Source organism: Nocardia sp. SSK8, from assembly GCF_037034205.1.
Taxonomy (GTDB): Bacteria; Actinomycetota; Actinomycetes; order Mycobacteriales; family Mycobacteriaceae; genus Nocardia.
Genome location: NZ_JBAGKD010000001.1, coordinates 146611 through 167549, shown reverse-complemented (window position 1 = coordinate 167549; position 20939 = coordinate 146611). Strand labels below are relative to the sequence as shown.

Annotated in this window: 15 protein-coding genes, 1 tRNA gene and 1 pseudogene; 12 read left to right on the top strand and 5 right to left on the bottom strand. The window is 70.8% G+C overall.

The annotated features are described in order from the left end of the window. Nucleotides 1–155: 155 nt before the first annotated feature. From WA675_RS00735 to WA675_RS00720, 4 genes are all read left to right on the top strand, one after another. Nucleotides 156–1607 (top strand): PepSY-associated TM helix domain-containing protein, encoded by a 1452-nt coding sequence (locus WA675_RS00735; protein ID WP_336081026.1) that lies wholly within the window; start codon nt 156–158, stop codon nt 1605–1607. 117 nt (nt 1608–1724) lie between these two features. Beyond that, nucleotides 1725–2420 (top strand): hypothetical protein, encoded by a 696-nt coding sequence (locus WA675_RS00730; RefSeq protein ID WP_336081025.1) that lies wholly within the window; start codon nt 1725–1727, stop codon nt 2418–2420. A 121-nt stretch (nt 2421–2541) separates the two neighbouring features. Next, nucleotides 2542–4125: an alkaline phosphatase D family protein gene (locus WA675_RS00725; RefSeq protein WP_336081024.1), complete on the top strand. Its 1584-nt coding sequence runs from the start codon at nt 2542–2544 to the stop codon at nt 4123–4125. Between the two features lie 79 nt (nt 4126–4204). Continuing rightward, a complete protein-coding gene (locus tag WA675_RS00720; RefSeq protein ID WP_336081023.1) occupies nt 4205–4675 on the top strand; it encodes a hypothetical protein in 471 nt (156 codons plus the stop codon). Nucleotides 4676–4719: 44 nt separating this feature from the next. Here WA675_RS00720 and galK read toward each other — a convergent pair whose 3' ends face one another. Beyond that, nucleotides 4720–5832, bottom strand: a complete 1113-nt coding sequence (gene galK, locus WA675_RS00715) for a galactokinase (RefSeq protein ID WP_336081021.1) — start codon at nt 5830–5832, stop codon at nt 4720–4722. A 243-nt stretch (nt 5833–6075) separates the two neighbouring features. Between galK and WA675_RS00710 the strand changes: the two genes are divergently transcribed. After that, a complete protein-coding gene (locus tag WA675_RS00710; protein WP_336081019.1) occupies nt 6076–7575 on the top strand; it encodes a GGDEF domain-containing protein in 1500 nt (499 codons plus the stop codon). A gap of 24 nt (nt 7576–7599) precedes the next feature. Here WA675_RS00710 and WA675_RS00705 read toward each other — a convergent pair whose 3' ends face one another. Then, complete coding sequence (locus tag WA675_RS00705) at nt 7600–8334, bottom strand: DUF6319 family protein (RefSeq protein ID WP_336081018.1); 735 nt, start codon at nt 8332–8334, stop codon at nt 7600–7602. Nucleotides 8335–8468: 134 nt separating this feature from the next. Further along, nucleotides 8469–9644 carry an alpha-hydroxy-acid oxidizing protein gene (locus tag WA675_RS00700; protein ID WP_336081017.1) on the bottom strand — a complete coding sequence of 392 codons (1176 nt, stop codon included), beginning with the start codon at nt 9642–9644 and terminating at the stop codon, nt 8469–8471. Between the two features lie 123 nt (nt 9645–9767). Here WA675_RS00700 and WA675_RS00695 point away from each other — a divergent pair, with 123 nt between their 5' ends. The 6 genes and pseudogenes from WA675_RS00695 (at nt 9768) to WA675_RS00670 (ending at nt 16718) form a co-directional block, all read left to right on the top strand. After that, on the top strand, nt 9768–9977 hold the full coding sequence (locus tag WA675_RS00695; protein ID WP_336081016.1) for a hypothetical protein: 210 nt from the start codon (nt 9768–9770) through the stop codon (nt 9975–9977). A gap of 453 nt (nt 9978–10430) precedes the next feature. Beyond that, nucleotides 10431–11198 (top strand): DeoR/GlpR family DNA-binding transcription regulator, encoded by a 768-nt coding sequence (locus tag WA675_RS00690; RefSeq protein WP_336081015.1) that lies wholly within the window; start codon nt 10431–10433, stop codon nt 11196–11198. Further along, nucleotides 11195–12163: pseudogene (locus WA675_RS00685) on the top strand (1-phosphofructokinase family hexose kinase); the annotation flags it as partial. The gene WA675_RS00690 and the pseudogene WA675_RS00685, both read left to right, overlap by 4 nt. 223 nt (nt 12164–12386) lie before the next feature. Beyond that, entirely contained in the window at nt 12387–14576 is a 2190-nt protein-coding gene (locus tag WA675_RS00680; RefSeq protein ID WP_336081014.1) for a fructose-specific PTS transporter subunit EIIC, read from the top strand. A gap of 26 nt (nt 14577–14602) precedes the next feature. Further along, nucleotides 14603–14860 carry an HPr family phosphocarrier protein gene (locus WA675_RS00675; protein ID WP_336081013.1) on the top strand — a complete coding sequence of 86 codons (258 nt, stop codon included), beginning with the start codon at nt 14603–14605 and terminating at the stop codon, nt 14858–14860. Between the two features lie 187 nt (nt 14861–15047). Then, nucleotides 15048–16718 carry a hypothetical protein gene (locus WA675_RS00670; RefSeq protein ID WP_336081011.1) on the top strand — a complete coding sequence of 557 codons (1671 nt, stop codon included), beginning with the start codon at nt 15048–15050 and terminating at the stop codon, nt 16716–16718. Between the two features lie 56 nt (nt 16719–16774). Here WA675_RS00670 and WA675_RS00665 read toward each other — a convergent pair. Continuing rightward, nucleotides 16775–16848, bottom strand: a tRNA-Met gene (locus WA675_RS00665). Between the two features lie 354 nt (nt 16849–17202). On the opposite strand from WA675_RS00665, the gene WA675_RS00660 reads away from it, so the two are divergent. Beyond that, the gene (locus WA675_RS00660; RefSeq protein ID WP_336081010.1) at nt 17203–17748 is read left to right on the top strand and encodes a transglycosylase family protein; all 546 of its coding nucleotides are present in this window, start codon (nt 17203–17205) and stop codon (nt 17746–17748) included. Nucleotides 17749–17811: 63 nt separating this feature from the next. On the opposite strand, the gene WA675_RS00655 is transcribed toward WA675_RS00660, so the two are convergent. Then, a complete protein-coding gene (locus WA675_RS00655; protein WP_336081009.1) occupies nt 17812–20796 on the bottom strand; it encodes a UPF0182 family protein in 2985 nt (994 codons plus the stop codon). Between the last annotated feature and the right edge of the window lie 143 nt (nt 20797–20939).

Genomic DNA, 20939 nt, shown 5'->3' with positions numbered 1-20939 from the left:
TCCGGCCGATCCGCCCGATGCGCCTGCCGCACGGGTGACGCCGCGATCCATGTCGCCTGCCCGGCGATGAGGCGCCCGCGCGGCGTGGATCGACGATGGCCGCACGGCCGACGGACAGCACCACCGGGTTCCAGCTCTGGCAGAAACGAATCATCATGAGCATCACGGACACCCGTCCGGCCGAGGTCGAGACCTCGGCGACCCCACCGCCCGGTAAACGCCGGGCCTTCCGGCTGGCGCCGCTCGCACTGCGCCTGCACTTCTACGCGGGGATCTTCGTCGCCCCGTTCATCCTGATCGCGGCGTTCACCGGCGCGCTCTACGCCATCGCGCCGACGCTCGAGCAGATCGTCTCGCGCGATCTGCTGCACGTCGACACCACCGGCCCCGACCAGGCGATCTCCGCCCAGGTCGGGGCCGCCGTCGCGGCCCGGCCGGACCTGACGCCGGTCGCCGTCGCCCCCGCCGCCGAAGCGGGGGAGACCACCCGGGTGTTGTTCAACGACCCGTCGCTGGGCGATTCCGAGCGGCTCTCGGTCTTCGTCGACCCGCACACCGCGCAGCCGGTGGGTGCGGCCGTGGTCTACGGCAGTGGCGGCGCGCTGCCGCTGCGGGCCTGGCTCAGCGAGTTCCACCGCAGCCTGCACCTGGGCGAACCGGGCAGGCTCTACAGCGAGCTGGCCGCGTCCTGGCTGTGGGTGATCGCCCTGTTCGGCCTGGTGCTGTGGGTGCAGCGGGTGCGCAAGCGCCGGGCCCGCAACGGTGCGCGGTGGCTGCTGGCCCCCGATCTGTCCCAGCCGCGGCGCCGGAAGATGAACTGGCACGGCGCGATCGGGCTGTGGGTGCTGCCGGTGGCGCTGCTGCTCTCGGCCACGGGCATGACCTGGTCGACCTACGCCGGGGAGAACGTCACCAAGCTGCGCCAGGAGCTCAGCTGGACCACCCCCGCGGTCACCGCCACCCTGCCCGGCGCGGCCGGTCCGGCCCAGCCCGCGGGCGGCGACCACCACAGCGCGGGCACCGTGGCCCCCGCCCCGGCCGACCCCGCCGCCACCATCGCCCAGCTCGACCGGGTGTACGCGGTGGCCAGGGCCGAGGGCATCACGCAGGCCGCCGAGATCGCCATTCCGGGCAAGCCCGAGCAGGCGTTCGTGGTCAAGGAGACCCGGCGACCGGGCACCTACACCATCGATGCCGTCGCGGTCGACGGCACGACCGGCGCGGTCACCGACCGGCTGGCCTACGCCGACTGGCCGCTGATGGCCAAGCTCACCAACTGGGGCATCGCCTTCCACATGGGTCTGCTGTTCGGGCTGCCCAATCAGCTGTTGCTGCTGGCGATCATGCTCGGCCTGATCACCGTCGCCGTGCTCGGCTACGTGATGTGGTGGCAGCGCAGGCCCACCCGCAAGGCGACCCGGCTCGCGCTCGGCACGCCACCGCGACGCGGGGTGCTGCGCCGGACCTCGCCGTGGCTCACCGTGCCGCTGGTCGCGGCCGCGGTCGGGATCGGCTGGTTCATTCCGCTGGTCGGGCTGAGCCTGCTGGCGTTCCTGCTCGTCGATGTCGCGCTCGGCCTGGCCGCCCGCGCCTACCCCGACGCCTGACCCCACTCCCCCACACGGCACGGCGAATCCGCCACGCCGACACACACTTTCCCGTCTCCGGGTGCCGTCGCGATGACGCATGCCCGCGGACGCTCTCCACGAAGGATTCACCGAATCATGAAGTTCACCACGATCGCCCTCGCCACCGCCGCCCTGCTCACCGCGGGCACCGTCACCGCCACCACCGCGCACGCGGCCCCGGCCCCGATCGGCTTCACCGCCGAAGCGGTCGACGGCGTCTCGCACATCACCACCGACGCGGGCTCCCTCGTCGCCGAGGACGGCGCGTTCAAGGTGCTGGCCGCCGACGGCACCACCGTCGCCGCGACCCCGCTGCACTTCCGCCTCGACGATTTCGAGTTCCCGATCGCCGCCGAGATCACCGGCCGCAGCGCCACCCTCACCCCGCGGCTCGATCCGGCCGAGGCTGTCTACAAGCCGGTCGCGCTGCCGTTCGAGAACTCCGCGCCGTGGAAGTCGGAATACGAGCGGGAGAAGGACGCCTGGAGCCGGATGACCGCCACCATCGGCCTCGGCGCCTCGGTCGGTGCCCTGGTCGGCGGCATCGGCGGTGCCGCGGTCGGCTGTGTGCTGGGCGGCATCGTCGGCGCCACCGTCGCCTCGGCCACCATCGTCGGCCTGTTCGGCCCGTTCATCCCGGCCGCCGCGGTCGGCTGCCTGGGCGGCATCCTCGCCGTCGGCTCCCTCGGTGCCCTGGCAGGCCAGATCTTCATCACCGCCCCGGTCGCGGTCGGCGCGGCGATCCAGTACTTCGCCACCATCACCGCCCCGTTCACCCCGCCCGCGAAGTAGCGGGCAGCGTGTCCCGGACCGGCCGCGCCACGGCTGGTTCGGGCGCGCTCTCCTCGCCGCCGGGCGGAAAACCGGACAGAATCGACAGTGATCCCGGTCGGCGGCGAAAGGAACTCGGACGATGGCGGTGTCCCGCAGGCAGCTGCTGCGCTACGGCGTCGCCGGGTCGATCGTGGCCGCGGTGGGGGCGTCGGCGGCGAGCAGTGCCCGGTTCGCGGCGCCGCGCAGGCCGGGTGGGGACATGTTCTCGCTCGGGGTCGCCTCGGGCGAGCCGACGCCGGACGGGTTCGTGTTGTGGACGCGGCTGGCGCCGGATCCGCTGGCGCCCGACGGGTACGGCGGAATGCCGTTCGCCCCGGTCACCGTCGACTACGAGGTCGCCGAGGACGAGCGGTTCGCCAAGGTCGTCGCCCGCGGTGAGGCGGTGGCGACCCGCGCGCTGGGCCACAGCGTGCATCCCGAGATCGCCGGGCTGGCACCGGATCGGTGGTACCACTACCGGTTCCGGGTGGGGTCGGCGATCTCGCCGGTCGGGCGCACCCGCACCGCGCCCGTGGCGAACAGCCCGACCGCGCGCATGCGGTTCGCGTTCGCGTCGTGCCAATCCTGGAGTTCCGGGTACTACACCGCCTACGAGCATCTGGGCGCCGAGGACCTGGATCTGGTCGTGCACCTGGGCGACTACATCTACGAGACGTCCTGGCTGCTGGCCCGGCGCGGGGCGCACATGCCCCCGCAGCTCGCCGGGGAGGCGGTGGATCTCACCGGCTACCGGCTGCGCTACGCCCAGGCCAAGAGCGAAGCGCCGCTACAGGCCGCGCACGCGGCGTTCCCCTGGCTGGTCACCCTCGACGACCACGAGCTCGACAACAACTGGGCCGGGGAACATCCGGGCCTCGGCATCGACATCCACCGACTGCCGCCACTGTTCCGGCGCCGCAAGGCCGCGGCCTTCCAGGCGATGTACGAGCATCAGCCGATGCGCCGGGCCCAGCTGCCGGTGGGGCCGAGCATGCACCTGCACCGCCGCTACCGCTTCGGCGACCTGGCCGAGTTCACCATGATCGACACCCGCCAGTACCGGTCCGCGCTGGCCTGCGGCGACGGCACCGCGGTCACCGGTTGCGCCGAACACTTCGCCACCGGCCGCACGATTCTCGGTGCGGCCCAGCGGGAATGGCTCGTCGACGGCCTGGCCACCTCCCCCGCCCGCTGGCAGGTGCTGGGCAATCAGGTCGCGATGGCCCAGTCCGATTACGACCCCGGCCCCGCGCTGCTGGTGGGCACCGACGCCTGGGACGGGTATGTCGCCGACCGCAACGCGGTGCTCGGCGCGGCCGCCGAGCGCGCGGCGGGCAATCTGGTGGTGATCACCGGTGACCGGCACGAGAACTATGTCGCCGATCTGCGCCGCGACTACAGCGATCCCGGGTCCGCCGTGGTGGCCACCGAGTTCACCGGCACCTCCATCACCACCGGCGGCGACGGCGCCGATCTCAGCGACACCGGCCGGATCCTGCTCGCCGCCAACCCGGATATGAAGTTCTACAACCGGCAGCGCGGTTATGTGCGGGTGGAGCTGGATCATCGGTTGTGGCGCAGTGATTTCCGGGTGGTCCCGTATGTCACCCGGCCGGGCGCGCCGATCAGTGACCGGGCGAGTTTCGTTGTCCAGGACGGTATTCCGGGAGCCGTTCCGGGGTGAGGACGCCCCCGGTTTTCAGGGCAGGACAAAATGTGGAATACGTTAGTTCCACACCTGGCCGCGGGGTTAGCGTTCGCCCATGAGTAGTACACCCAGCACCACGCGCCGCCGCCTCGGCTGGGGCGCCGCCGTCGCCATGGCCACCCTCGCCGTGGCGGCCACCGCCCTGCCCACCGCCGCGGCCGACACCTCCCCCAGCGGCATCCTGACCCTGCGGGCGACCCCACCGCCCGGCGGCTTCGTCGTCGGCTCCACCACCCACCTGTTCGCGACCGTCGGCTCCTCGATCTTCGGCAGCGCCATGGTGACCGCCGCCGACGACGGCACCTGCTTCCGCCGCTTCGACCCGGGCATGGACGCGGCCGGGATGAGCATCGAGTGGACCCCGACCGTGGCCGGAACCCGCACCATCACCCTCACCCAGGGCAAGGAAACAGTCTCGGAGACCGTGGTCGTCGCCCCTGCCCCGCCCGGGACACCGACACCGGACCCGGAAACCCCCGGATGCCAGGGCGGCGGAAGTCTGGATACCGGGAGCTTCGGGTCCTGATCGGCGCCGCCGGTCCAGGCCAGGGACGCGCACTCGGGCGGAGCTCAATCCAGTCGGCGTGCCCCGGCGGCGGGTTCGACGGGGAAGACGCGAGGTGCGTCGAGACCCGCGGCGGCGAAAGAGTCCAGAATCGCGTCGCGTACCCGGTCGGTGGCGGTGTGGTCGACCAGCGCGAGCACACTGCCGCCGAAGCCGCCGCCGATCATCCTGGCACCGTGCGCGCCCGCGCCGAGTGCCGCCTCGACGGCGAGATCCAGTGCCGGAGCGGAGACTTCGAAGTCGTCGCGCAGGGAGGTGTGCGAGGCGGTGAGCAGCGGGCCGATGGCGCGCGGGTCGGCACCGGCGCGCAACCCGTCGGCGACCGCCACGACGCGCGCGTTCTCGGTGACGACGTGTCGCGCGCGTCGCCGCAGCAGGTCATCGGTCAGGCGGGCCGGGTCGGTGGGCACGGCGGCACGCAACGACGGCAGTCCGAGGGCGGTGGCGGCCGCGGCGCACTGGGCCCGCCGTTCGGCGTAGGCGCCGTCGGACAGGTCGTGCGGATGACCGGTGTCGGCGACCAGCAGGGCGAGCCCGTGGCCCGCCGGATCGAACGGGATCTGTTCGGTGGCACCGGTATTCGCGGCCGTGAAGGCGCGCACGTCGAGCAGCAGCGCGTGCCCGGCGGCGCACAGGATCGAGGCCGCCTGGTCGAGCAGACCGGTCGGCACCCCGGCGAAGCGGTTCTCCGCCGCGTGGGCGATCTCGATCAGGGCGCGTTCGCCCAGGTCGGGCGCGTACAGGTCGCGCAGAGCCAGGGTGACCGCGCAGCACAGGGCGGCCGAGGACGAGAGTCCGGCGCCGATCGGGACCGTGCCGTCGAGATCCAGGCTCAGCCCGCCGACCGGGTAGCCGCGCAGCCGGAACTCGTGGACCACGCCGAGCGGATAGCGGGCCCACCGGGGCAGCCGATCTCGCTGTGCCGCAAGCTCATCCGGTGCCATCTCGACGATCTCGCCGGGCCGCTGCGCCGAGGTGAGCACCACCCGTGGATCGGCGCGGGACGCGGCGGCGCAGACGACGCCGAGCGAGAGCGCGATCGGCAGCACGAAGCCGTCGTTGTAGTCGGTGTGCTCCCCGATGATGTTCACCCGGCCCGGGGCGATCCACCTGTCCACGCCTGTCCCTCTCGCTCGGGCGAAATCGGTATCCGGCAAACCCGGCAACGGGGCGACAACACCCCGCCGAACGTGTCATGATCGACTGAGTTGTCAAGGTTTTGAGCGTCGGCGCCCGCCGGCTGGGGATTTCGCTCGGACAACACCACCCGGTGCTCCTCGACCGGTACTCGCGAGCATTCACCGGCCACACGTTCGATCGGCGCTTGTCGCGTGCGCAGGTTAGCAGGACGAGGGGGGCTGATGACCATCAGCGAGACACGCCACGGCAGCCTGCGGTGGTACGCGGTACTGCTCGGCGCGGCGGGGGCCGTACTGCTCGCACCGCTGCTCGGGGCACGGGCCCTGTCGTTCACCCTGCTGGTCGTGGTCGTGGCGGGCAGCCTGGCGATGATCGGCTTCGGCCTCTACCGGCACCGCCCCCTGCATCGCGCGCCCTGGTATCTGCTGGCCGCCTCGGTGCCGCTGTTCGCCATCGGCACCGCCCTCCGGGAGCTGGGCCTGCACGCGGACTGGCACCCCGTCGACGATCTGTGCACCCTGGCGGCCTACCTGTGTCTGGGGGTCGCGGCGGCGGGCTGGCTACAGCCGCGCCGGTTCGGCAATGCCAGGGACCTGTGGCTGGATTCGACGCTGATCGGGCTGAGCGCGCTGCTGGCCTCGTGGACCTTCCTGATCTCACCGATCCTGCGGCACGGCTCCGGCCTGGACACCGTCTTCGCCGCGAGCTACCCGGTGGTGCACGCCGTGCTGCTGACGGTGCTCGCGCATTCGCTGGCCACCGTGGTCGGTTCGGAGACCTCGCTGCGGCTGCTCCAGGCGGCGATGGTGGCGGTGCTCGTCGGCGGCCTGGCCGAAAGCCTCACGGCGGCGGGCACACTCGTCCTCGACAGTGAGCTGGCGGCGGTGCCGCAGCAGTGGGCGTATCTGCTCGCCGGGCTGGCCGCGCTGCAACCCACCATGAACCGGCTCTACCACGCCGGGGAGGTGCACGCGCACCGCTCCCGCAGGCGCGCGGGCGCGATCGCGGTGGCGCTGGTCGCCGCCTCCCTGGTGAGCGTGGTCGGCGCCGACCTCGGCCCCGGCGACCGGGTGGTGATCTGCCTGCTGCTCACGCTGCTGCTGGTCGGGGTGCTGGTACGCAGCGAGCGCGCGATCGCCCGCAGCCTGCGTAGCGAGCGGCGCGCGCAATACCAGGCCGACCACGACCTGCTCACCGGCCTGTTCAATCGCGGCGCCCTGCTGCGCGCGCCGCTGCGCTACCGCACCGAGTGGGCCGGAAAGCCACTGTGCCTGCTGTTCATCGACCTCGACGGGTTCAAACGCGTCAACGACAGTTACGGCCACGCCGTGGGCGACGAACTCATCGCCCACGCCGCCTCCCGCATCCGACGCACCACCCGCCGCGCCGATATCACCGCCCGCTACGGCGGCGACGAGTTCGTGGTCCTCGCCCCGCGCACCAGAACCGAGGCCGCGATGCTGGCCGAGCAGCTCCTCGGCGCCTTCGTGCGACCCTTCGACCTCAGCTGCGGCGAGATCCCCATCACCGCGAGTATCGGCGTGGCCTGTCTGAGCACCCGCCCCACCGACACCACCGTCTACGACCTGCTCCGCCACGCCGACGCCGCCATGTACCACGCCAAGGAGTACAACCTCGGCCTGGCCTTCCACGACGACCTGCGAAAACCACTGCGCCGCAGCATCGTCCACACGAGCAAGCCGACCAGCACGGCGGTGTGAGCGGGTCACCGCGGCGCGGCGGTGCTACCCCAGTTCGGCGAGCAGCCTTTTGGCCGCCTCCAGTTCGGCCTGCAACTGCTCGACCTTCTGCTGCTGGGCGCCCCGAGCCGCCTCCAGGATTCCCGCGACCACCTCGGCGACCTCCGGGTGCAGGATCTCGGCGGCCTGCGCGACGGCCGCGCTGGTCACCGACATCCCCTTCACACTGCGCTTCTTGCCGTTGACCACATCGACGGTCCACTCCCCGTCGGAGGTCCCGGTGAGGGTGACGGTCACCTCCGGCGCCTTGGGCTTGCGCGCCGCGGGAGCCTTGGCCGCCCGCGCCGGAGCGGGAGCCGGGGCCGGACTCGACGCCGGTGCGGGCTTGGGCGCCGCGTCGGGCACCGGCGCGAGCGACCGGGGCGGCGTCGGGGCGGCGCTCGGCGTGGTCGACGGCTGGGTCACAGTGGTTTCCTTTCGATTGCTCGGCGCCGCGGCAGTCCCGCGGGCCGGCTTGGTCAGCGTCACCTCGCTCGGGCCGAACGAGAGCACATCTTTGGAACCGGTGGGGCGCACCTGCAGGAAGTCACCGTCGGCCGGATCGCCCAGCGCGACCACCTTGCCCGACTTCCCTTCGGCCACACCGACGGCGGCGGCGGTGAACCACACCATCGGTGGTTTGCCCTCGGCGAGTTCGCCCGCGATGCGCGCGAGCTCGGCCTCGGACAGAACCTGGGGGGCGGATCGGCGGGATGCGGACTTGGTGCTCGGCGAGGACATCGTGGACTCCGGGAGGTTGGTGCGTGTGCTGCGTGGTGTGCACCGATGATGCCGCACGGCACCGACATGTTCCGCCCCGAGTCCGCCGCCGAGCCCGAAAACCGCTCCCGCCACGGGAGACCGGACCCGCGGGCTCAGCCGCGCGCGGCGTTGCCCCGGGTGGTCGGGCGGATGTTCGCGCGCACCGCGGCGACATCCGGGTACCCGTTGACCGCCATCAGCAGATCGGCCTCGGCGGCGTAGCCGCGCAGCACGTGCACCAGCCCGCGCACTCCGCCCAGTGCCAGCCCGTACACATACGGCCTGCCGAGCCCGACCATGGTCGCGCCCAGACCCAGCGCCTTCACCACATCGGCGCCGGAGCGCACGCCGGAGTCGAACAGCACCGGCACCCGGTCGTCACAGGCGGCGACCACCGCGGGCAGGGTCTCCAGCGCGCTGAGCCCGCCGTTGGCCTGGCGACCACCGTGATTGGAGCAGTAGATGCCGTCGGCGCCGAAATCGATGGCCTTGCGCGCGTCCTCGGGATGCGAGATGCCCTTGAGAATGATCGGCAGGTCGGTCAGCGAGCGCAGCCAGGTGAGGTCGTCCCAGGTCAGCGAGTTGCCGAAGGTCGCGATCCAGTGCAGCACAATCAGCTTGGGATCGTCGGAGCCGACCATTCGCTGAAACACCGGGTCGCTGGTGTAGTTCTTCAGCACGTGGCCGCGCAGCTGCGGGAAGTTGCCGCTGGACAGGTCGCGCGGGCGCCAGCCGGGCACCCAGGTGTCGAGGGTGACGGTGATGCCCGCGTAGCCCGCGGCCTCGGCGCGACGCACCAGGCTCTCGGCCAGCTCGCGGTTCTTCGGGGTGTAGAGCTGGAAGAAGGAGGGGGTGTCCCCGGCGTGCGGGCGCACGTCCTCGAGCGGGTCCTCCATCAGCGTCGAATACATCGCGGGCACACCGGTTTCCGCCGACGCCTTCGCCACCGCGATATCGCCGTGCCCGTTCTCGCCGACCAGGCCGATCACCCCGACCGGCGCCAGGAACAGCGGACTGGCGAAGGTGTGGCCGAACGCGGTGACGGTCAGATCTCGTTCGGTGGCGCCGACCAGCATGCGCGGCACCAGACCCCAGTCGGCGAACGCCTCGGCGTTGCGGCGCTGGGTGAGCTCGTCACCGGCGCCGCCGGCGATGTAGTTGAGCAGGGTGTCGGGCAGCGCGGCGGCGGCCTTGCGCTCGAGAGTGGCGTAGTCCATGGGGAAATCCGGCAGGATCCCGCCCAGCGCGGCCAGGTAGATCTCGTTCTGATAGTCGGCGAACTGACTCATCGCTGAACTTTCCCATGCCAGCCGGGGTCCACGGACCGCAGGGGGGATGTAAGGTGCGTCATACTCGAAAGTAGGCAGCCGGGTATCCTCCCCGCGCGTTCCGAGATTGTGAGTGCCCCTGTCGTGACCGTCGTCGAACACTCGGCCGCACCCGCCGACCCGGACGTCCTCCTGGCCGAGCGCATCAAGTGCGCCGCCACCCGTCGGCTGACCCGCCTCGCCCTCGGCCTGTCCCAGGACTCGATGGACCTGCTCACCTCCGTCACCGACCGGCTACGCGCCGCCGAAGGCGCCCTGCGCGATCCCCTCACCGCCGACCTCGGATTCGACTGAGCCGCAGCGCTGCCGGGCGGTGCGCGAGCACCGTGCCGTCCCCCGATTCCACGACACCGGGCGCCGGGTAGCGCGCCCCGAGCAGTTTCGCACCTGCCGAACATCCACCACACTCGTCGATCCGGCGCTGCCATAGCTCCTGGCCGTGCGGCGGCCGCCGTGACACGGGGCCGCACGCCGAATCCGCTCATGCGGGCCTGCCGCACCCGCGTCCGCGCCGATCTCCCGCGAGACGCGCGACAACGACGTGACGATTCGCGTGAAATCCCTTGCTCCGCACTGCTTCTCCGCGTGACGCCACCCGCGGAGGGCAGTCACCTGCGATCACGAGCACCGCACCACCTCGATAGCGAGCGGCAACAAGAGTGACTCGAATCACGAAAACCCGTTGACAAAGCCACACGAATGGGCATAAAACAACATAAGTACAGATTCACCGAGCGGGAGGCACCCATGTACGCCGAGGAACGGCAGCAGGCGATCGCGGCGCTGGTCGGACAGCGCGGGCGGGTGTCCGTCGCCGAGCTCGCCGAGCAGTACGGGGTCACCACCGAGACCGTGCGGCGGGATCTGGCCGTGCTGGACCGGCTCGGTGTGATCCGGCGGGTGCACGGCGGCGCGGTCGGGGCCGGGGCGCTCACCACGATCGAGGTCGGCACGGCGGAGCGCGACAGCACGCGCGCCGCCGAGAAGGACCGCATCGCCGAGCTGGCCCAGCGGTTCCTGCCCGCGTCCGGCGGCAGCGTGCTCTTCGACGCGGGCACGACCACCGCCCGGGTGGCGGCCGCGCTGGCGACCGATCTCGACCTGGTGGCCGTCACCCATTCGCTGCCCATCGCCACCCGGCTCACCGGCTTTCCCGGGGTGCGGCTGCACCTGCTGGGTGGGCGGGTGCGCGGTGTCACCCAGGCCGCGGTCGGCGCCGAGACCCTGCGTCTGCTGGGTGAGCTGCGGGTGGACGTGGCGGTCGTCGGGACCAACGCGCTCACCGTCCGGCACGGACTGTCCACCCCCGACCCCGAGGAGGCCGCGGTGAAACGCGCGATGATCGCCGCCGCCGATCGGGTGGTCGTGGTGGCCGACGCGAGCAAGATCGGCCGGGAGGACTTCGTCCGGTTCGGCGCTGTCGACGATATCGACGTGCTGATCACCGACACCGATCTACCGGAGGCCGCGCATCGGGACCTGGCCGCCGCTGGCCTCGAGGTGGTGCTCGCATGATCGTCACGCTGACCGTGAATCCGAGTGTCGACCGCACGGTGACGCTCACCGAGCCGCTGCGCCGGGGGCAGGTGCACCGGGCGACGGGCGTCACCTCCCAGCCCGGCGGCAAGGGCGTCAATGTGGCGCGGGTGATCGGGGCCGGTGGCGCGCCGGTCCTGGCCGTGCTGCCCGGCGCCGACGACGACCCGGTGGTGTCCGGGCTGCGGGCCACCGGCATCGGCTGCCGCACCGTGCCGGTGGCCGGACAGCCCCGCACCAATCTGACCATCGCCGAAACCGACGGCACCACCACCAAGATCAACGAGCCCGGCCGCCCGCTGACGGTGCCGGACCTCGACGCGCTCACCGCGCTACTGGTCGAGGCGACCGCCGGGGCGGAGTGGATCGTGCTGTCGGGCTCGCTGCCGCCGGGCGTCCCCGACGACTGGTACGCCCGGCTCGTCGTCACCCTGGCCACCGGCGGAGCGGCCCGTCCCCGCATCGCGGTGGACACCTCCGACGCACCTCTGCTCGCGCTGTTCGACGAATCCCTCGGCGCCGCACCCGATCTGGTCAAGCCGAACACCGAAGAACTCGCCCAGCTCACCGGCCGCTCCCCCGCCGACCTCGAAAACCCCACGGCCGCGGCCGATGCCGCGACCCTGCTGCTCGAGCGCGGGGTCGGCGCGGTGCTGGCCACGCTCGGCGCGGCGGGCGCGGTCCTGGTGACCGGCGCGGGCGCCTGGTTCGCCGCCGCACCACCGATCGTCCCGCGCAGCACCGTCGGCGCGGGCGATTCGGCACTGGCCGGGTACCTGCTCGCCGACCGCACCGGCGCGGGCCCGGCCGATCGCCTCCGATACGCGGTCGCCTACGGCAGCGCCGCAACGGCCCTACCCGGCACCGAGTTACCCACCACCGCTGACATCGCCCTGGCGGAGGTCACCGCCGAATCACTGCCTCGCGGCACCGAACCGCCCGACACCGTCAGCACCCCGGACGAGGACAGCGCCGGGCCACCGACTCGGGGTACCCCCTACCGACCTGCCGACGCGGGGCCCGGCCTCGAAGACCGGTTGCGCCGAGACGATCGCGCCGGTACTGGCGACCCCGATAGGACCCCACCCCGACCTGGCACACGCCCGGCATCCCACGCCGACTGAATCCCGCCGACCTCGCCACACCCCACTCCCGAAAGACACCACGATGGCCGCTTCGATCATCACCACCGACCTGATCACCCTCGACACCAACCTCGGCGCCGACAAGGACGCGGTCATCACCGCGCTCGCGGGCCTGCTCGCGGACACGGGACGCGCGAGCGATGCCGCCGCGGTGAGCGACGCCGCGCTGGCGCGGGAGTCGCAGTCGGCCACCGGTCTGCCCGGCGGGATCGCCATCCCGCACTGCCGCGTCGCCGCCGTCACCACCGCGTCCCTGGCCTTCGCCCGGCTCGCCCCGAAGGTCGACTTCGGCGCCCCCGACGGCCCCGCCGACCTCGTCTTCCTGATCGCCGCCCCGGAGGGCGCGGGCGCCGAACACATGAAACTGCTGTCCGCACTGGCTCGCGCGCTCGTCCGCCCGGACTTCGTCGCGAGCCTGCGGTCGGCTGCCACTCCGGCCGAGGTCGTGGCGCTCGTCGACGGCGTCATCGCGCCCGCCTCAGCGGACACGGGATCCGCTGGGGCAGGCAACACTGCGCCAGCAGGGGGTGGGGGTACCGGCGGCCATAGTCCCGCCGTAGCTGCGCCTGGCGGTGCGACCGCGGCGAGCTCCGGGGGCGCCGGACCACGTGCTGCGAGCGAAAGCGCTGGGCACGACCTCGAATCCCGCGGTTCCACCACGGGTTCCGACGCGAACGACGCCTCGGGTGCCGAGGCGGAAGGGACGCAGGACGGCCGCACCGCCGAGCAGCCCGGCGCGGGAGACAAATCTCCCGCAGCTCGACGCAGGATCGTCGCCGTCACCGCCTGTCCGACCGGCATCGCCCATACCTATATGGCCGCCGATTCCCTGGTCGCCGCCGGGGAACGGGCCGGGATCGAGGTGACCGTCGAGACGCAGGGTTCCAGCGGCGGCACCACTCTCGATCCCGCCGTCATCGCCGCGGCCGACGCGGTCATCTTCGCCACCGATGTGGGTGTGAAGGAGCGCGGCCGGTTCGCGGGCAAGCCGGTCGTCGAGTCCGGCGTCAAACGCGCCATCAACGAGCCCGACGTCATGATCGCCGAGGCGGTCACCGCGAGCAGCACGCCGGGGGCCGCCACCGTCACGGGCGCGGCACCGGACGCCGCCCAGGCGGCCACCGGCATCGGCTGGGGTACCCGCCTGCGGCAGATCCTGCTGACCGGCGTGAGCTACATGATCCCGTTCGTCGCCGCGGGTGGTCTGCTCATCGCGCTGAGTTTCCTGCTCGGTGGCTACGAGATCGCCGATACCGCCAAGACGATCGTGCTGGACAACTCCCTCACCGATCTCTCCGACGGCGGCCTGGCCACCTACTTCGGCGCCGTGCTGTATCAGATCGGCGCGCTCGCCTTCGCCTTCCTGGTCCCGGCCCTGGCGGGGTATATCGCCTTCGCGATCGCCGATCGTCCCGGGCTGGCGCCGGGCTTCACCGCCGGTGCCGTCGCGGTGTTCGTCGGCGCGGGCTTCCTCGGCGGCCTGGTGGGTGGTCTGGTGGCCGGGTTCGCGGCGCTGGGGGTGGCCAAGCTGCCGGTGCCGGTGTGGGCGCGCGGATTGATGCCGGTGGTAGTGATTCCGTTGCTCGCCTCGCTGGTGGTCGGTGTGGCCATGTTCGTGCTGTTGGGCAAGCCGCTCGCGGCGGTGACCAACGGGCTCACCGACTGGCTCAACGGCCTGTCCGGCACCTCCGCCATCGCGCTCGGTGTCATCCTGGGCGTGATGATGTGCTTCGACCTCGGCGGTCCGGTGAACAAGGCGGCGTACTCGTTCGCCGTGGCCGGGCTGTCGGTGACCGATCCGGCGACGCTGCGGATCATGGCCGCCGTCATGGCCGCGGGCATGGTGCCGCCGCTGGCGATGGCGCTGTCGACGCTGCTGCGCCCGCGCCTCTACACCGCGGCCGAACGCGAGAACGGCAAGGCCGCCTGGCTGCTGGGCGCCTCGTTCATCTCCGAGGGCGCCATTCCGTTCGCCGCGGCCGACCCACTGCGGGTGCTGCCGTCGATGATGCTCGGCGGCGCGGTCACCGGCGGGCTGGTGATGGCCACCGAGGTCACGCTGAGCGCGCCGCACGGCGGGATCTTCGTCTTCTTCGCCATGGGCCATGTCGGCTGGTTCGTGGTCTCGCTGCTGGTGGGCACCGTGGTGGCCGCCGTCTGCGTCACCCTCGCCAAGGAATTCGTCCGTAGCTCGTCCCCCGTCCCCGCGTAGTCCCTTCGCACCCAAGGAGAAGTCCCATGCCAAGCACCACCGTCACCGTCGGTTCCTCGGTCGGCCTGCACGCCCGTCCCGCCGCGCTGATCGCCGAGGCCGTCGGCGCGGCAGGCGTTCCCGTCACCATCGGCCTGGTCGGCGGCGACCCGGTCGACGCGGGTTCGGCGCTGATGATCATGACCCTCGGCGCGGGCCAGGGCGCCGAGGTGGTCGTCACCAGCGACGACCAGCCGACCCTGGACAAGATCACCGAACTCGTCGCCAGCGACCTCGACGCCTGAGCACCGACCGGCACAGCCGCCCGGTTTCTCCCGGGCGGCTGTGTCGCGTCCGGGCCCGTCGTGGTCGGCGGCCGGGCCGGTGCTGATAGCGTTCGACCGCTCCAGATCTTGCGTTCACCCCCCTCATTCGCGCGTGACCCGAGTACCCGGGTGTCGGCACCCGGGTGATCGAAAGGTGTGATCGTCGATGCGTCGAGGCATGTCCGGACTGGTCGCCACCGCACTCACCGCGGCGACCCTGGCAGCGAGCGGCCCGGCGGTGGCCGACGAATGGTGGCCCTTCGGCGTGCTGCCCGAACCACTGAGCTGCGCCGCGCTCACCCTGCCCGGCCGCGCGGGCGCCTGGCCGCTGCCGATGCACTTCCCCAATACCGGCATCGGCCTGCTGACCATGCCGTTCGCGCCCGCGGGCGTCGTCGAACGGCTGCCAGCGCGCATCGAGATGCGCACCCCCACCGGTGGTTTCAACGAGGCCTGGCAGTACGCGCTGCTGGACGGGAACCTCTATGTGAAGGCGTTCGAGGGCGAATCGGGATGGCGGGTGGCGCCGATGCCCAACTGCCTGCGCGGACAGGTCAGCTCGATCTCGGTGGATCGCAGCAGGCTGGTCGCGGTGGTGCCGGGCGGCCGGGTGTTCACCATGGATCTGGCCGACCAGACCCCCGAACTGTGGTGGTGGACGGCCCGTTTCGGCTCGCCCATCTGGCTCGATCCCACCGGCACCCAGGTGCGACCGGCCTCGCGCGCGTGGAGCCTGTCCTGGCTGGACCCGGAGTACGTGCAGCTGATCCCGTTCCGTCAGCAGGGTTTCTGGACCGATCCCACCGGTAAGCAGCAGCCGGTCGGTGGGGCCGGGGTCACCACGGTGTTCGTCCTCTCGCCCGAGGGCAATCGCATCCACATCCTCGATCCGTGGCTGCCCGGCAGCGATCCGCTGCGCCCGAACCAGCCCGAGTTCGCCGACGACTACAGCTACGAGCTGCCCGGCCCGCTCGACGGCCGGTTCCAGGCGGTGAATCTGAGCGCGTCGGGCTCGCAGACCTTCCTGATCAACGACTACGGCGACATGTACACCCGGCTCTGGGATTTCGACATCTCCGGCGCCGACACCCTGTTCTTCTCCTATACCTATGGCGACGAACCCGATCTCGCCGAGGCACCGACCAATTTCGATGCCTGGGTGGGGCAATTCGAATTCCTGCGCCCGTTCTTCCCGCAGTACACCGGCATCCATCTGCCGCCACCGTCCTGGGTGCGGCAGCCGAAGATTCCCGGCGAGATCACCTCGACGATCAGCGTGCACACCACCGGCGGGCGTTCCGAACAGCGCGAACTGCGGGTGGAGGGCCGTCAGGACGGGCGCACCGGGTACTGGCACAAGCCCATCGAGGACGACACCTGGGCCTTCACCCCCACCGACCGCCCACTGACCACCGACCTGCTCGACAACCGCCCCGGCGACACCTCCGCCCTGACCCTGGCCCCGCCGACCGGCGTCGGCTACGACCATCGCGACCCGGCGGGCTGGACAGTGAGCCTGCGCGACTACGACTACGCCGACGATGTGATGCCGATGCGGCTGTGCCTGGGCGGCGAATGCACCGAGCTGAGCATGTTCCTGGCGAGCACGCCCCGTTTCGGCTGGCAGCCCGAGGGCCTGTCGGACACCCCGCGCGTCTACCACGGCCTGCTGCAATCCCCCGAGGACCAGTGGAAAGCGCTCTCGCCCGCCTTGCGCGCGGTGGTCGAGCGGATCACCGGCGACGACCGGGCCGCCAACATCATGGCCACGTCGAACACCGCCGAATTCACCTTGCGCACGACCGAAGGCTTCGAGGTGACGCTGCGGCGCTCTTGACCGGCCGGTGACAAGACGAAGGCCCCGGAACCAGAGGTTCCGGGGCCTTGTCTTTGTAGCGGGGACAGGATTTGAACCTGCGACCTCTGGGTTATGAGCCCAGCGAGCTACCGAGCTGCTCCACCCCGCGTCGGTGAATACAACATTACACACGGGTGAGCGCTGATGCCAAATCGCCCGGTCAGGCAGCATTTTTCGGCACCCGAACGCGATCTTGGGCGGCCTCGACAGCGCTTGCGCGCCAGCAGATGTGACGTACCTCACCCACGGGTCGCCCACGGCGATCGGTGCGGGAATTTCGGTGACCGGGGTCACTATTTCTCGGTGATCTCGCGCACATAACGACGAGATAACAGACCGACCGGGATCCAACCTTTCCCACGGGATATCCAGCGCAAACATTGAAAAGACGCCTGTTCCATTCACAGAATCGCGCCGTTATCAAGATGTGATCGGCGAGGATTTGTTGGTTAGCGTCTCCCCCATGACTGAGACCCGGAAATTCCGCACCCGAGCCCTCGGCGTCGCCGCCGTGACCGGCGCGCTGGTTGCCGTTCCGTTCAGCCTCGCCACCGGTACCGCGTCCGCCGCGAACCACAACTGGGACGGCGTCGCCCAGTGCGAGAGCGGCGGCAACTGGGGCATCAACACCGGCAACGGCTACTACGGTGGCCTGCAGTTCTCGCAGAGCACCTGGGCGGCCAACGGCGGCCAGGGCTCGGCGCACACCGCCAGCAAGGAAGAGCAGATCCGCGTCGCGGAGAACGTGCTCGCCAGCCAGGGCATCGGCGCCTGGCCGCACTGCGGTCAGTACCTGCAGGCCGGTGTCTCCGAGCCGGAGAACGTGCCCGCCGTGATCGAGGAAGCCCCCGCCGTCGAGCTGCCCGCCGCGGCTCCGAGCCAGCTGCAGGCCGCCGTCGACCAGGCCACCACCGCCGGGCGCGGGCTGGCCGAACAGTACGGTGTCGCCGGGCAGTACCAGGACCTGCTCGACGCCAGTGCCCCGCTGATCGCGCAGATCGGCGGCTGATCCACCTCTCCCCCTGCACGCGAAGGGCCCCGCCATCCGGCGGGGCCCTTCGTGTGTGCGGGGTCAGCGACCACCCGCGTCCTGGTAGGCCTGGACCGCGGCGTCGAGTTCCTCGAGCGCCTGACCGAAATCGCTGAAGTTGCCCGACCGCATGGCCGCGCGCACCGCGTCGATCTTGCGGTTGAGCTCGGCGGCCGCCGCCTCCTGGGCCGTCGAGCCCGCGGGCGGGGTGGTCGTCCCGGCAGGCGGGGTGGTCTCGCCATTGGGCTCGGGCGAGCCCGGGTCGACCGGCGGCAGGGTGCCCGGCTTCGGCTTGAGCGCCGGATCACCACCGAACGGCGTGGCCAGCGCGCCCGCGCCCGGCATCACCTGGTTGAGCGCCTCGGCCAGCGTCGCCGCGTAACCGACCTTCACGCTGCCCGCCGCGTCGCGATAGCTCACCAGCACACGCAGCAGCTGCGGGAAGGTCGAGGAACCGGTATTGCGTTCGTTGTAGAACGGCTCCACGTACAGGATGCCGCCGTCGGCCACCGGCAGGGTGAGCAGATTGCCGTAGCGGATCTTGTTCGAGTTCGACAGCAGGGTCTTCTCCCGGGACACCGCGTCGGCGGTGGTCATCGAGTTCTGGGTCTGCTGCGGACCCTGGGTTTGCGTCTCCACCGGCAGCTGCAACACGGTGAACTTGCCGTAGCCCTCCGGATCGGAGCGCACCGAGATGTAGGCCGAGAGGAACTGGCGGTTGTAGCCGACCATGGCCGAGGTCAGGTTGAACACCGGCTTGTTGGTCTTCGGGTCGCCGAGCAGCACGTAGTACGGCGGCTGGTTGAAGGTGCCGCCCTCGATCGTGGGATCGCTGGGCACCGACCAGAACGCGTTGTTGGTGAAGAACTCACGCGGGTTGTCCACGTGGTACTTGGTCAGCATGTCGCGCTGGACCTTGAACAGGTCCTCCGGGTAGCGGAAGTGCGAGCGCAGCTCCGGCGAGATCTCGCTCTCGGGCTTCACCGCGTCCGGGAACACCCCGCGCCAGGCCTTGAGGACCGGGTCGGTGGAGTCGGTCTCGTACAGGGTGACGGTGCCGTCGTAGGCGTCGACGGTGGCCTTCACCGAGTTGCGGATGTAGCTGACCTCCTTGCGCGGGATGACGCGCCCGGTCTTCTTGTCGATGCTGTCCTCGACCGCGCCGTCGAGCGAGGTCGGCTGGGCGTAGGGGTACTTGTCCAGCGTGGTGTAGGCGTCGACGATCCAGACGATGCGCTTGTCGACGACAGCCGGGTAGGCGTTGCCGTCGGTGGTCAGCCAGGGGGCGACCTTCTGCACGCGCTCGCGCGGACCACGGTTGAACAGGATCTTGGACTCGTCACCGATGGCCGAGGAGAACAGGATGTTGCGCTCGGCGTACTTGGCCGCGAAGGCCAGCCGGTTGAACCAGTTGCCCACCGAGACGCCACCGCTGCCGTCGTAGGTGAACGAGGCCTGGTCGGAGTCGTACTCGCGGGCATCCTGGCCCTCGGTCGCGCCGACGATCGCGTAGTCGGGATCGGACTGCGCGATCAGCTCACCGAAGTAGATGCGCGGCTGGTCGACCTCGATCTTCTGGTCTTCCTGCTTGGTGAACAGGTCGCTCACCGTGAACAGCGGGTAGCCCGAGTCGCTGCCGCCCGCGGCGCTCTGCGCGTCGGACTGCGGCTTGTTCACCCGGTTGGCGGGCGCGGCGACGAAGCCGTTGCCGTGGGTGTAGACGGTGTGCTGGTTGATCCAGTCCTTCTGGTTGCCCGACAACGCCGCGGGATTCAGCTCACGCGCGGCGACGATGAAGTCCTGCACCGACCCGTTGATGGTGTAACGGTCGATGTCGAGCGACTCCGGGAAGCCGTAGAAGTTCTTGCGCTGCTGCAGCTGGGTGAAGGTGGGCGAGAGGATGTTGGGGTCGAGCAGACGCGCGTTGCCGATGGTCACCGCGTCGGCCGGGACCTCGAGCGGGCTCTTGCTCGACTGGCCCGCGTAGTCCTGATACTCGACCTTGTCGTCGGTGATCCCGTACGCCTGGCGCGTGGCCATGATGTTGCGCTCGATGTACGGGCTCTCCTTGTCGGCGGCGTTGGGGCGCACCGAGAACTGCTCGACCACCATCGGCCACACGGCGCCGACCAGGATCGACGACAGCACCAGCAGCGCCGCCGCCATCGCGGGCACCCGCAGATCGCGCAGCACGATACCGGCGAAGAACGCGACCGCGCAGATCACCGCGATCGAGAGCAGGATCAGCTTGGCGGGCAGCACCGCGTTGATATCGGTGAACGACGGACCGCCGAAGGTCGGTTCCTTGCGGGTGCTCGAGAGCAGGTCGTAGCGGTCGAACCAGTAGGCCACCGCCTTGAGCAGCACGAAGACGCCAGCCAGCACCGCCAGCTGCACACGCGCGGCCCTGGTCAGCGTGCCCTCGCGCCCGGCCAGGCGCAGCCCGCCGAAGACGTAGTGGGTCACCAGGTTCGCGAAGAAGGCGATCACCACGGCCACGAACAGCCAGTTCAGCACCATCCGGTAGAACGGCAGGTCGAAGGCGTAGAAGCCCACGTCGAGGTGGAACTGCGGGTCCTGCTCGCCGAAGTCGCCGCCGTGCAGGAACATCTGCACCGTGGCCCAGTTCGACTGCGCGACCAGCCCGGAGAGCAGGCCCAGCAGCACCGGGATGCCGACGCCGAACAGGCGCAGCTTGCTCATCACGGTGGTGCGATAGCGCGCGATCGGGTCGTTGGGCCCGGCGACGGGCACGAATACCGGCCGCGACCGGTAGGCCAGCAGCAGCGCCGCCCACACCACCAGCCCGACGAACAGCGCCACGACGACGAACAGGATCAGGCGCGTGCGCAGCACGCCCAGATACACACTGCGATAGCCGACCTCGCCGAACCACAACCAGTTGGTGTAGGCGTCGACGAGCCGTGGCCCGAGCAGCAGCAGTGCCGCCAGGACGACTGCCGTCACCAGCAGCACACGGCTGCGTCGGGACAACGAAGGTAAGCCGGTGGGGGGCCGCATGCCCACGGTGCCACTCTCCTGCTCCGGCGGTGTGCGCGCCGGTGATCGGCGCAGACACCGCAGTCCGATGTTGCGGATGGCCCGATGCCGGGCCGTTGGCGCCCACTCTACGGAAATCGGACACCGTGCAAGTGTCAGGGCCGAAAATG

Coding starts and splice junctions, on each gene's coding strand:
- WA675_RS00735 (WP_336081026.1), top strand. CDS start 156: ATGAGCATCACGGACACCCGTCCGGCCGAGGTCGAGACCTCGGCGACC.
- WA675_RS00730 (WP_336081025.1), top strand. CDS start 1,725: ATGAAGTTCACCACGATCGCCCTCGCCACCGCCGCCCTGCTCACCGCG.
- WA675_RS00725 (WP_336081024.1), top strand. CDS start 2,542: ATGGCGGTGTCCCGCAGGCAGCTGCTGCGCTACGGCGTCGCCGGGTCG.
- WA675_RS00720 (WP_336081023.1), top strand. CDS start 4,205: ATGAGTAGTACACCCAGCACCACGCGCCGCCGCCTCGGCTGGGGCGCC.
- WA675_RS00710 (WP_336081019.1), top strand. CDS start 6,076: ATGACCATCAGCGAGACACGCCACGGCAGCCTGCGGTGGTACGCGGTA.
- WA675_RS00705 (WP_336081018.1), bottom strand. CDS start 8,334: ATGTCCTCGCCGAGCACCAAGTCCGCATCCCGCCGATCCGCCCCCCAG.
- WA675_RS00700 (WP_336081017.1), bottom strand. CDS start 9,644: ATGAGTCAGTTCGCCGACTATCAGAACGAGATCTACCTGGCCGCGCTG.
- WA675_RS00690 (WP_336081015.1), top strand. CDS start 10,431: ATGTACGCCGAGGAACGGCAGCAGGCGATCGCGGCGCTGGTCGGACAG.
- WA675_RS00680 (WP_336081014.1), top strand. CDS start 12,387: ATGGCCGCTTCGATCATCACCACCGACCTGATCACCCTCGACACCAAC.
- WA675_RS00675 (WP_336081013.1), top strand. CDS start 14,603: ATGCCAAGCACCACCGTCACCGTCGGTTCCTCGGTCGGCCTGCACGCC.
- WA675_RS00670 (WP_336081011.1), top strand. CDS start 15,048: ATGCGTCGAGGCATGTCCGGACTGGTCGCCACCGCACTCACCGCGGCG.
- WA675_RS00660 (WP_336081010.1), top strand. CDS start 17,203: ATGACTGAGACCCGGAAATTCCGCACCCGAGCCCTCGGCGTCGCCGCC.